Genomic DNA, 11,896 nt, shown 5'->3' with positions numbered 1-11,896 from the left:
GGGGTATATCCCGCTCCGCGGGATATACCCCGGCAAGCCGGGGCATAGAGCACGAATTGCGCAAGCGCAATTCAGATTCCGGCGCAAGCGCCGGAATTGAATTCCGCAAGCGGAATTCAAAAGGCAGGACAATTCGCGCAAGCGCGAATTGCGGGCACCCGCGCAAGCGCGGTTGCCGGAGCTGGCAGCAAGGGGCGCGTGATGGCGCCTCTTGCGTGTGCGTCACTTTCTTCTTGCGTGGAAGAATATGACTGCTGCAATTTCAATCACCTGAAGGGCGATAAGGGTTGCGCTAATCAATTTTTTCACCTCTATTCTGTTATCAGAAACCACCTCCTGGACTCGCTGGAATCGCCTTGTGGTCATATGTCTATTATAGCAGTGATGGGCCGTCATGTCCAGTTTGACCGACCCTAGTTGGGGCCAGAACCTTAGGCGCAGTGTCTCGCCCTGCAGGCACGTTTGAGGACTTGATGCATCACGCCCCCGACTGTGTAGAGTTTGGAGCTAGACACCACCACCCCGGCCGCCACTCATCGTGTCGGGCTCTCATTCCTGTTACGCGCCGCATTCTGCGAAGAGGAGAACACGGGAATGGCCGTGAAAATGCGTGAGCACCAGATTGAGGCCGTAGCTGCCATCGTGCGCGGCCTCGATATCCCGCCGGGCGGCATTCCCCGGAATGGTCTGCGCGGGCAGGTGCACGCCGCGTGCGGGACGGGAAAGACCATCATCGCGGCGGCCTCCGCAAAGCGGATTGTGCCCAAGGGCCGCATTCTCGTGGTGGTGCCGACCCTGGATCTCCTGGCGCAGACCGTGAAGGCGTGGAGCGGCGCCGGGCACAAGGGGCCGGCGGTCATGGTGTGCTCGCCCCTGGACGACCCGGAGCTGTTCCACCTGGGGGTGCGAAGCACCACGAACCCCGTGCAGCTGGCGCTGTGGCACAGCGACGGGCCAGTGACCATCTACGCCACCTACGCGTCGCTGGGTGTGCTGGTGGAGGCGTTCGAGGGGGCCTACGGGCAGACGCTCGCGCCGGTGGACCTGGCGGTGGTCGATGAGGCGCACCGGACCAGTGGGTCGATGGGGAAGGCGTGGGCGGACATCCACGACCAGACGAAGATCCCGGCGCACCGTCGGCTGTACCTGACGGCGACGCCGCGGATCTGGGAGGAGCGGCTGAACCGCGAGGTCGCCGAGGGGGTGCGTGACCCGCTGCCGCGCGAGATGGCGGCCTCCATGGACGACGAGAAGGTCTTCGGGCCGGTCCTCTACAAGCTCTCGTTGGCGTCGGCGGTGTCGCGGAAGCTGCTGGCGCGGTACCAGATCATCGTCCTGGAGCTCCAGGACCCGGTCGTCACCCCGGACCGGCTTATGGGTGAGGAGCGGCACACCGAGGAGGTCCGCGGGCAGCGCCTCGGGGCGCTCCAGGCCGCGCTGTTGCACACGATGGAGCAGCACAACCTCCAGACGTGCATCACCTTCCACCACCGGACCATAGAGGCCGCGGCGTATGCGGAGGGCCTTCAGTGCGTGGCCAAGCGGCTGCACGCCGACCAGCCGGAGAAGTACCCGGCTCAGATCTGGGCGGACTGGCTGTGCGGCGAGCACGTTCCGGAGCGCCGGCGGGAGGTGCTGAGCAAGTTCGGCTCTACCGCCCGGCGGGCCGTGCTCTCGAACTGCCGCGTCCTCGGGGAGGGCGTGGACATCCGGGCCGTGGACTCCGTGGCCCTGCTGGACCCCAAGGGCGCCCCGCACGACATCGTGCAGGCGATCGGCCGCGCGCTGCGCCAGAAGCCCGGAGAGGGCAAGTTGGCCTCTTTGATCGTGCCGGTTTTCCTTCAGCCCGATGAATCGCCGGAGGATATGTTCACCTCGGGTTCGTACAAGCCGTTGGTGAAGGTATTGGAAGGTCTGCGGGCTCACGATGAAGAGGCCGTGGAATTGCTGGCCATCCCGCAGGAGCCTCAGAAGGACGTCGCGCAGCCCTCCGAATACATCGGTGCCGCGCCCGGCGATAATGAGGAAGAAACCCGTCTGCTGCTCCGTTTTGCGGCTCCGCGTGATCCGGTGATGGTCGCGAACTGGGTGTCCTTCAACGTGATCGACACGGAGCGGCAGGACTGGGCGCGCGGCTGGGCGAAGCTCAAGGACTTCACCGAGCGCGAGGGGCACGCCCGGGTGCCGTACGAGCACAAGGAGGGCGCGTTCCCGCTCGGGACCTGGGTCGCGGAGCAGCGCCGTGCGTACGGGGCTGGGCAGATGTCCGGCCGACGCGCGGCGCGGCTGGAGAAGCTGGGCATGGCCTGGTCGGCGGCCGATGCGCGGTTCCAGGAGAACCTGGCGGCGGCCCGGGTGTACTACCAGGAGCACTGGACGCTGTGCGCTCCCCGGTCGGCGGCCGCGCTGGACAAGCCGGTGGGGCAGTGGCTTTCCAACCTGCGCCGTCCGGGTGCGCTGGAGGGGCACCCGGAGTGGGAGGCCGCGCTCCTGGCCGTGGACGAGGACTGGAACCCGTCGTGGCCGGCCGAGTGGCAGCGGCACTACGCCGCGCTGCGCGAGCTGGTGCGTGACGAGGACGGCCCGGCGCAAGTCCTGCCCGGCTTCACCGTGCACGGCATGGACATCGGCAAGTGGCTGGCGAGGCAGCGCAAGCCCGAGGTGTGGGCGGACCTCGCCGACGGGCAGCGTGAGCGCCTGGAGGCCGTCGGCGTCACCCCGCTCGCCGCTCCGGCCCCGGTGGAGCAGGCCGCGTCCGCGGAGCCGTCCACGGCGCCTGTGAGCGCCTTCGAGCTGGGCGTTGCGGCCCTGGCGCAGTACAAGGCCCGTACTGGCTCTGTGACGGTCTCCAGGGGCCACGTAGAGATTCTGCCGGGCGGGGCGGAGGTGAAGCTCGGGGTGTTCCTCAGCAACAGCAAGAGCCGCCGGGCCAAGCTGACCGTCGACAAGCTCGCCGCGTTGGCCGGCCTCGGGCTGGAGTGGGCTGAGATGTAGCGGCTCTAAGCCGGTGTTGACCTCATGATTCCGGGTTATCTGCGACCGCAGGTGCGACCGCAGGTGCGACCGCACGAAACCACAAAACCCCACCCTTGCGCGTCCATGGGTGCGCTAGGGTGGGGTTACCGACTTAGTTGTCAATTAAGTCGCGAACTACGAGCGACGGGGCCCCGCCGCTGTCACGGCAAGGGCCCCGCACCGCATCGGGTGCCGTCCCCAGCTCACTCGCATTGAGCTGGGGGCGGTGTCAGTTCAAGCCCCAGCACCACTTGCGGAGCATCTGACCCACCCAAAACGCGGTCGCCATCACCGGAGCCATCCAGAGCCGGATGTTTCTCAACACCCGCTTCCAGCGCACCGACTTTGGCCGCGCATGCTTCCCCATCGAGACCTCCTCGGGACAGTGGGACCGACACCTGGTTGCCGGATCCCGGGCCCGAGAACCCGCCCGTGCGGTCCCCCTCCGAGGCTTCTTCTAGGAAGCACGCACCACCTTACGCGGTGTCAGGGTCGCTCATTGGCCTTTTGCGCAGGGGCAGTTCAGTCCGCCACGGCCGGCCGATTGGCCAGGGTTTCACCTACCTGAGCGCCAACCCGTGAACCTGGTTGGCACTGCACCATGTTCGTCGTGCCGGGGTGACCGGGCGGCCGATGGTACGCAGGAAGGGGTTCAACGTACTGTGATGTGGTTCACACCATCCGTGCCCCGTTCCGCACCACGTACAGGAGCGCCAAGCCCGCCGCCGACAACTTCGTGCTCGCCGGCCTCGGACTGGGGGTGCCGGGAAGAATGCTGTCACCAGCCGCAAACGGCCCCGTCTCAACCTCGCTGCGGCCACCGTGCCCGGCCCTCGGGCCCCGCTGGATGACCTGTCGACCCCACCCGGGGACCAGGAGAAGGCGGAGCCCTCGCCGATGCAGGAAGAGGGGTAGTGGGGCCGTTCCGAAACGTGCCGTCTGTGCCGCCGTGCGGCAGCGGGGGCGGTGACTTCCAAACACGTGCGGGAAACTGATGGCTATGCAAAGGCGTCCTGTGCTACCAGTGAAGTTCATCCAATGCTGCTGAGGGTGCGCGTTCGTCCGCTGCAGGGAGGGGGCGAGTGAGTGTGTCGCGAAGCAGGAAGATCACGGTCGTGGTGGTCGCGGTCGTATTGACCGCGTCGACGCCGTTCTTCTGGCTGCTGGACAACCCGGATACCGGCCAGCTGGTTGCCGCCTCAGTCCAGGGCGCCACCGGTATTGCCACCCTGGTGTGGGCTCTGATGCAGTCCCCGGTCAACCCACAGGCCGGGGTTGTGGTGGTCGATACCGGGACCGCCGAGGCCACCGGTGGAGGCCGGGCGTCTACCGGCGTACGGGGCTCGCAGGAGGTCGGGAACGGGCCAGCCCGGGCGGAACGGACCGGGGACGCCACTGCGGACGGGCCCGACAGCAGCGCAAGTACGGGTATCGATTTCAGCTGACCGGGCCGGATCGGCCAGAGGGTGTGGGAGGGATTCTGTCCGGTGGTGCGATGGAGACGGTCCAAGCGCCGCCCCGGCCCGGACGGCGACTCCAGCGCCGCGCCCAAGGCCGCAGACACAAAGCGCGAGCCGTCGGTAACCGCCGCGGACACCAGTGATGCCACTGCCCGCGCCAGCGCCACAGCGGTGACCGGCTACACAAGACCGGACCGAGGGCCCGTCGGCTCGGTACAAGTGAGCCACACGGGGGCCGCCACCGCCAACGAAGGCGGCTTGGCTAACACCGGGTATCTGGCGATCGACCGCTTCACCCTCGTACAGCAGGCCGCGCCGCGCACACCGGCCGCCTGGCCGCACCAGGTCGGCGTGCTCCCGCCTCGCGCACTGTCCTTCCAGCACCGCACCGAGGCCGACCAGTTACGGGCAGCGGTCGACGGCGGGGGTACCGCGGTGCTCACCCAGGTGCTGACCGGGACTGGCGGGGTGGGCAAGACCCAGCTGGCCGCCGACTACGCCCGCACCGTCTGGGACGGCGGTGAGGTCGACGTTCTGGTGTGGATCAGCGCGAGCAGCCGGTCAGCGATCACGGCCGGGTATGCGCAGGCCGGCGTGGAGGTCCTTGCCGCCGATCCTGGCGACCCGGAGCAGGCCGCGCGGGCGTTCCTGGCCTGGCTGGAGCACAAAGCCGGCCAGAAGCCGTGCCGGTGGCTGGTCGTCCTGGACGATGTCGCGGATCCTGCCGACATGCGCGGCTTGTGGCCGCCCGCCAGCCGCCACGGCCGTGCCCTGGTCACTACGCGCCGCCGCGAGGCCGCCCTGACCGGAGCAGGCCGACGCCTGGTGCATGTGGGCCTGTTCATGCCCTGGGAGGCCGCTGCCTACCTCACCGCTGTACTCGCTGCGCACGACCGCCACGAGCAAGCCGACCAGATCAACGACCTTGCTGCCGACCTGGGGCACCTGCCCCTCGCCTTGGCCCAAGCCGCCGCCTACATCATCGATGCGGATCTGACCTGTGCCTCCTACCGAGAGCTGCTGGCCGACCGGATCAGGAGACTGGCCGACCTGCTGCCGGAACCCGGCGCACTGCCCGACGACCAGAGCGCCACCGTGGCCGCCACCTGGTCCCTGTCCATCGAACGTGCCAATCAGATCCGCCCGGCGGGCCTGGCCCGCCCTATGCTCGAGCTCGCCTCAATGCTCGACCCCAATGGCATCCCTACGCCGGTTCTCACCAGCCGGCCCGCCCTCATCCATCTCTTCGAGCACCGCACCCCTATCGGCATGAGCGGCATTCACCAGCCGGTCCCTGTCTCGGCCGAGGACGCCGTACTCGCCCTGCGTGCCCTGCATCGGCTCAGCCTCATCGACCACACTCCTGACACTCCCCACCAAGCCGTCCGCGTCCACCAGCTCATCCAGCGCGCAACCCGTGACACCCTCACCCCTGACCAGCACTACCGGTTCGCCCGTACCGCCGCCGACACCCTCACCGCCATCTGGCCCGAAATCGAACGTGACACCGTCCTCGCCCAGGCTCTGCGTGCCAACGCCACCACCCTCATCCGGACCGCCGAGGACGCCTTGTACCGGCCTGATATCCATCAGGTGCTGCATCGCTTCGGCGCCAGCCTCGGCGAGAGCGGCCAAGTCGCCGCAGCCCGCGACCACTACCAGCACTTGGCCGCTACCACCTGCCACTATCTCGGCCCCGACCACCCGGACACCCTCGCCACCCGCAGCAACCTTGCCACTTGGCGGGGTAAGGCAGGAGATGTAGTCGGTGCCGCGGCCGCGACCGAGGAGCTGCTGCTCGACACCGTGCGGGTGCTGGGGCCCGACCACCCCGGCGTCCTCACCGCTCGCGGCAACCTCGCTGCTTGGCGGGGTAAGGCAGGAGATGCGGCCGGCGCCGCGGCCGCCTACCAGGAGCTGCTGCTCGACACCGTGCGGGTGCTGGGGCCCGACCACCCGGACACCCTCGCCACCCAGAACCAGCTTGGCGCCTGGCGGGGTAGGACGGGAGATGCCGCCGGTGCGGTGGCCGCCTACGAGGAGCTGCTGCTCGACATGGTGCGGGTGTTGGGGCCCGACCACCCGGACACCTTCGGGGCCCGGCACCAGCTCGCCTTTTGGCGGGGTTGGTTGGGGGATGCGACCGGTGCGGTGGCCGCCTACGAGGAGCTGCTGCTCGACATGGTGCGGGTGTTGGGGCCCGACCACCCGGACACCCTCGCCACCCAGAACCATTTCGCTGCTTGGCGGGGTCAGGCGGGGGACGCGGCCGGCGCCGCGGCCGCCTACCAGGAGCTGCTGCTCGACACGGTGCGGGTGCTGGGGCCCGACCACCCGGACACCCTCACCGCCCGGAACAACCTCGCCTACTGGCGGGGTCAGGCGGGGGACGCAGCCGGCGCTGCGGCCGCGACCGAGAAGCTGCTGCTCGACACGGTGCGGGTGCTGGGGCCCGACCACCCGGACACCCTCACCGCCCGGAACAACCTCGCCTACTGGCGGGGTCAGGCGGGGGACGCAGCCGGCGCTGCGGCCGCGACCGAGAAGCTGCTGGCCCACTGTGCGCGGGTTCTAGGTGAGGACCACCCTCTCACCCTGACCACCCGCAGCAACCTCGCCAGATGGCAGGAGTCGGCGGGAGACTAGGCCGCTCATCAATCGACCGGTTAATGAGCAAGATCGGTAAGTGGCTGCGCGCGGCCGGATCCATGCCGGATCATGCCCATAAAACGGTGCCAGAAAGTCGATTCCCGCAACACCATCTACAACTACGTGCCCGAACTGAAGGGCGGCCGTCTCGCGTTCGCCGAGACGACCAACACGGCAGAACTGCCCCGGCCCTTCAGGTCAGAGGACTGATCACCGCCGTTTGCGGCTGGTGACAGCGTTCTTACCGGCACCCCGACTGGAGTGGGCAGCCATGGAAGGAGCGGCGTGATGTCCACGTGTGGCCAGGACTCGGGACAGCAGCCGGTCAGCGCTGCCCCACGTCAGCAGATTCACCGATCGACGGCGCAGGTATCGCCCGCACCCAGCTCATTCCTTGTCACGGCTCTTGTCATGGCTCTTGAGGTTGCGACCTGCGCCGCTAGGTGACTTCAGGTAGGTGTTCTCCGCCTCTGCACTCTGCCACTTGGCGTAGAGGTACGTGCACGCGGAAAGGGAAGCTCCAAGGGCGGCAAGGGTCACGGCCTGAGTTACTACCAGACGCTTGGTGAGCTTGCCTCCAGTTGGTGGAGCCTCGCTCTTGCAGATGCCGACGTGGCCGGTCTCCAGTGAGTGCCGCTGCAGTTCTTCGAGGCCGTCAGCCTGGAAGGGGCATACGGTACACACGTACTCGGTCATCAGTTGATCCCCCTAACGGAACGTAGGGTGCCACAGACTGAGTGCCTCGGCGCACCACTTACCGCTTCGGGCATCAGGGAGTCGTCTTTCTGGCGCCCGAGCTGTTGTGTCAAGCACCGACCAGGTCGAGGAGGTCTTGGAAGCGTCGGGCGACGTACTCATCACGGCAGGCAAGCTTCACGCTGCGGTCCTTCTGCAGGCCGCTGACATCATCACGGATGATCTCGCGGTGGTCCTTGAACATCTGCTCGATCAGCGGCGCGGCGCTGTTGCTGTAGAAGACCTTGCGGTTGCGGCCCATCGTGCCGTAGCCGCCCTCCTCGCCGATGTAGCAGAGGGTCATCCAACGGATGAGGTCCACCCGCACGTCGGCGGGCACCGCGGCCAGCCCGCCGAACTCGGGGAACAGCCGGAGGGCGGGGCCGTGGGAGGCGTTGGCCCTCCAGCTGTGGCCGATCTTCTGCAGGGCCTCAAGCTGGCTACGGAAGAAGGCGGTTCGCTGAGATTTCCGGAAATACGGCAGGATGCCGGCCGCGTGGGCGACGCGGACCTGAAGCTCTGTCAGCGGCACGCGTCCGACCTTGTCCATCTGATACTTGGCCAGGTCAACGCGTACGCCGTCACGGGTGCAAGGGGAGATTTCCGTGATGAGGGTGTAGCAGTTTCCTCGGATCAGTTCGGGTTCCGAGTCGCTCAGGGCCATGCTCAGCAGGAACTTGAGGATCTCCAGCTGCCGGGTGTCGGGGGCGTGCTCGTAGTCGGTCAGGAGGCCTGGGTCGGCGGCGACGGGGCCCGACGCCTGGACGATCTGCTTGACCTCCGAGACGTGGATGAGCGTGATGGGGTCGCGGGAGAGGACCGCGTCGACGCAGGTCTTGAAGATGTAGATGCAGTCCTCGATGCCGGCCTCGTACTCGGCGTCCTCGTGCTCCAGGTCGCGGCGGATGTCGTAGGCGCGGGTCATCTTGCGCCACTCGGGTCGGCTGAGCAGTCCCATTCTGTACGAGAGGTCGATGAGCTTGGCGGTGGAGTAGTTCTCGATGTCCTCGGCCCCGCGGTCGCCACGGTTGATCGGCGGCAGCTTGTGCGCCGCGGCGACTTCGGAGGCGATGTCGATACCGGCGATCTGAACCTTCTCGCGGAGATCCTGGACGGCGGCGTTCAGCAGTCGCTGGCACGCGCTGCTCGGATCCACCGGCAGCAGGCGCCGAACACGTTCGATCAGTCCTTTGGACTGCCACTGCGGCCGGATCTGCCCCATGATCGCGGGGACCTCGCTGTCCGAGATCAGATCGCTCGCCGGATGAAGGACGACTTCCCCCACTGGTTGCTCCTTGCGCCGTTCGTGTGGATCGTCTGTCGATCGTAGAGACCGGTTCACCCCTCGGTCCTCGATTTTCGCTTGGTGAACTACGCGGTTACCGGGGCGGGTTCGGTGAGGCGGTCCAGCCGGGTGTAGAGGGCCCGTACGAGTCAGGCACGGTTTCTACGGCATCGGCGAGCACTTCGGAGACCTGCTGTCCTTTGGCGGCTGGTCGCTACGAGAGGAACCCGCAGGTCGCGTCATTCCTTATCGGTCAACGCCTCGGTGAACACTTCTTGGGAGTCCAGGGAACGCAGCAGCGGGCCGAGCAGGCGCCTGGTGACCGCCCCTTGTGCTTCACGAAGTTCGGCCAGTGTGATGCCGGTGGTCTCCTCGTACGTGTCCTCGCTGTATCTCTGGCTGCTGGGGTAGGCCGACTGCCCGGAGTACCTGCGCCGACCGCGGAGTCGGTTGGCTCCGACCGCCATCGCCCAGTTGCCGTGGTATCCGACGTCTTCGGAGATCAGGCGCAGAAGTTCCAGTACCTGCCGGGTAAGGACAACGGCCGCGGAGTCGAAGATGACCTGCTCCGCGTCATCTGCCGCGGTGTGCGGCTTGGACAGATTGTCGGAGAGGCGGGTCATGAGCAGTTTCAGGCCGCCGTCCTCGAAGAGCTGGAGTTCGATGACGTCCTCATCGCCCCAGCGTCCTTCAGGGATGTGCGTACGGTCGGGTCCGAGACCTGAGGAGCTGCGAGCCACTCCCCTAGCGCGCCGGTGCCCCTGGTGGGCGTCGTCCAGATCAGGGCTGAATCCTCGCCCGGCGAGTGCCGATCGCAGGTCCTGAGACTCTTGGACGCGCTTGATCAGCGTAGCCATGCGCAGGTTCCAGTCCTGGGCGCCGGTGATCGGCAGGCACATGTCCCGGCGGCCGGCCGTGGGCTGTGCAACGAGGAACAAGTGGGACTGGTCGCCGACATCGCGCAGCGGGTCTTCTTGCATCTGCTTCTGCAGGAGGAGCAGGGTGTCCGCTTCGGCGCTCCGTCGCTTTGCGTGCAGTGCTACGACCTGGGCGTCACCCATGTGGTATTTCGTCTTGTCACCGCGGCCGAAGTACCGGTTGTCCACCATGTGAGGCGCGACGGGGCTGGCCGGGATGTGTACGACGAGGTAACCAGTCCCATCGTTGGCCGCAGCGCTGATCTCCTCGGTGAGGATGGTCAGCGGTGGGTCGGGAATCGTGCGTGCCACCTGCTCGATCTTCTCCGGCAACCCGTTCAGAGGCTGGGGGGCGAGTTCGAAGGTGCGGCTCTCCTTGTTCTCCTGCACGCCAATGATCAGTGTTCCGCCGTCGACGGCGAACGAGGATAGATCTCGCGCCAGTTCCTTGTTGTCGCCCTTGCTGTTCGGGGCCTTTTTCAGGTCCAGGTGGTGGCTTTCCTCGAACAGGCCGCCGGTGATGGCGGCCTGGAGGTCGGCCTCGGTCTTCGGTGTCCACCGGGGATTGTCGGAGGAGAGGTAGATCGATGTCACTGTGCGGTCCCGCTTTCCGTGATCCGAGGCCCGGCGGGACCGTGAGCCCCAGCGGTTGAGCGCCAAGGGTACGGAGGGGGGCCGACAGCGCAGCGTTTGTCTACTCCGGATCGCACGCAGATTCGAGGAGACGTTCCCCTTGCCCTGATCCGGCGGAGGCGGCGACCGCACAGGGAGACACGAAGCCGTTGCGGGATGCGAGGACGGGACGGCCAAGGCGGAAAACGGAGGCTCCTCGGCCTGTGCGTGCCTGATGATGCTCACCACGTGCAAGGAAGGACATCAGAATGAACAACAGCTTCGGGCCGGACCTGTCGAGGGCATTGGCTGCGGCCACCAAAGGTATCCAGGAAGCCGTCGCGGCGGCGGTCGTGCCGCCGCTGGAGATCCGTATACCCGCTTTCGATCACCTGGCCGAGGTGATCGCTCCGCTCCAGCCTGCGCTAGAACGCCTGGACGCGATGATGCCCGCCAACTGGCGAGGCGCCCGTCTCGATTACTCGGACATGATCGTGCTCATGAAGGAAGGCATTCCGTTGGTCTGGGTTCCCCCGGCCGACGTCATCCGCCAGCTCCTCGCCGCCGACGACGCAGCGGCCCGTGAACAGGTCATTGACGACTGCCGTCCGGCCATCCTGACCTCCTGCAAGGCGACCCTCGCAGCAGTAACTGACAGCCGCTTCGGCGAGCAAGTAACACTCCTCGAAGAGTGCGTGCACATGGCTGACCGCGGCATGTTCAGCGGTGCTCAGGCACTGGCTGCAAACGTATTGGACACCCTGATCCGTGGCCTGACCTACGCCAATCCCGGTTGGCTCAAGCCCAATGGTCAGTGGCCGGGCTACGCCAAGGTCCTGAAGAACATCCCGGTCGTAGAGGACGACGACGCCACGATCCGCCAGCTCCGCGAAGCTGCGGCCTTCCTACCGTTCCCGAAGGCGCTGGAGCCATTCTGGGCGTCGGACCCGGTCCCCGAGACCTTCAACCGGCACGCCACCGCTCACGCTGCCGCGGCCACGCAGTACACCCCGGTCAACGCCGTAACCGGGCTCATGCTTGCCGTCAGCGTGCTCCGCGACATCGACGACATGGGTTATCCGGTGCGGCTCCACGCCTAGTGATCTGGTCTTGAGTTCACGTCTCGCCACGTGAGTCGTGGTTCGTTTCAGATTTCGGCTCGGGCGGTGACAGCGGCTGGAGGCTGCGGTCTGCTGGAGGAATGGGGGACAGCAGGCTGCAAC

The 11,896-nt window shown here is 66.9% G+C and carries 7 protein-coding genes; 4 read left to right on the top strand and 3 right to left on the bottom strand.

Features of this window, described 5'->3' with window-relative positions; translation table 11 throughout:
- Positions 1-594 precede the first annotated feature (594 nt).
- The 3 genes from DMH12_RS33450 (at position 595) to DMH12_RS33440 (ending at position 7,121) form a co-directional block, all read left to right on the top strand.
- Entirely contained in the window at positions 595-2,994 is a 2,400-nt protein-coding gene (locus DMH12_RS33450; RefSeq protein WP_125495123.1) for a DEAD/DEAH box helicase, read from the top strand.
- Positions 2,995-4,097: 1,103 nt separating this feature from the next.
- Positions 4,098-4,460 carry a hypothetical protein gene (locus DMH12_RS33445; protein WP_312023987.1) on the top strand — a complete coding sequence of 121 codons (363 nt, stop codon included), beginning with the start codon at positions 4,098-4,100 and terminating at the stop codon, positions 4,458-4,460.
- Positions 4,461-4,733: 273 nt separating this feature from the next.
- Complete coding sequence (locus DMH12_RS33440) at positions 4,734-7,121, top strand: tetratricopeptide repeat protein (RefSeq protein WP_312023986.1); 2,388 nt, start codon at positions 4,734-4,736, stop codon at positions 7,119-7,121.
- 390 nt (positions 7,122-7,511) lie between these two features.
- Here DMH12_RS33440 and DMH12_RS33430 read toward each other — a convergent pair whose 3' ends face one another.
- From DMH12_RS33430 to DMH12_RS33415, 3 genes are all read right to left on the bottom strand, one after another.
- Positions 7,512-7,820 carry a hypothetical protein gene (locus DMH12_RS33430; protein ID WP_125495119.1) on the bottom strand — a complete coding sequence of 103 codons (309 nt, stop codon included), beginning with the start codon at positions 7,818-7,820 and terminating at the stop codon, positions 7,512-7,514.
- Between the two features lie 109 nt (positions 7,821-7,929).
- Positions 7,930-9,201: a hypothetical protein gene (locus tag DMH12_RS33425; RefSeq protein WP_260474435.1), complete on the bottom strand. Its 1,272-nt coding sequence runs from the start codon at positions 9,199-9,201 to the stop codon at positions 7,930-7,932.
- A 182-nt stretch (positions 9,202-9,383) separates the two neighbouring features.
- Positions 9,384-10,655 (bottom strand): helix-turn-helix domain-containing protein, encoded by a 1,272-nt coding sequence (locus DMH12_RS33415; RefSeq protein WP_185832706.1) that lies wholly within the window; start codon positions 10,653-10,655, stop codon positions 9,384-9,386.
- Positions 10,656-10,942: 287 nt separating this feature from the next.
- Between DMH12_RS33415 and DMH12_RS33410 the strand changes: the two genes are divergently transcribed.
- Complete coding sequence (locus tag DMH12_RS33410; protein ID WP_125495117.1) at positions 10,943-11,773, top strand: hypothetical protein; 831 nt, start codon at positions 10,943-10,945, stop codon at positions 11,771-11,773.
- Positions 11,774-11,896 lie beyond the last annotated feature (123 nt).

The sequence above is a fragment of the Streptomyces sp. WAC 04229 genome (assembly GCF_003947455.1).
GTDB lineage: Bacteria > Actinomycetota > Actinomycetes > Streptomycetales > Streptomycetaceae > Streptomyces.
Note: the sequence above shows the minus strand (reverse complement) of the source record. Positions and strands in the feature narration are given on the sequence as shown.